Source organism: Paenibacillus sp. EKM211P (genome assembly GCF_011066175.1).
GTDB lineage: Bacteria > Bacillota > Bacilli > Paenibacillales > Paenibacillaceae > Paenibacillus > Paenibacillus polymyxa.
This window is the reverse complement of the sequence record NZ_JAAMNS010000076.1, coordinates 1-281: the sequence shown is the minus strand read 5'-3', so window position 1 is coordinate 281 and position 281 is coordinate 1. Positions and strand designations below refer to the sequence as shown.

Below are 281 nucleotides of genomic sequence, written 5' to 3'. Positions count from 1 at the left end.
TGTTCCTCAAACAGCTGGTGGAACGCCGCCGCAGGAGCCGCTTCCGGCTGCGCCGGGTTAAACGCGCCGAGAATTTGCTCTTTTTCCGTCGGTGTCAAAATGCCCAACTCGGCAATCGTCGCCGACGGGTTGCGGAGAATGGATTCAAGCAGCTGCAAGTAGTGAGCGGCCAATTTTTCCACTGTTTCGGTTTTATAAAGAGCTGTGGCGTATTCAAACAGATATTCCAAGCCTTCCTCGATCTCTGTGACGTCCAAGCTGAGATCGAATTTAGAAACAAT

Annotated in this window: 1 protein-coding gene; it reads right to left on the bottom strand. The window is 51.6% G+C overall.

All coding sequences use genetic code 11. The features are described 5' to 3' along the window. The coding region (locus G9G57_RS25430) for a condensation domain-containing protein (RefSeq protein ID WP_164965696.1) at positions 1-281 on the bottom strand (281 nt) is incomplete at both ends.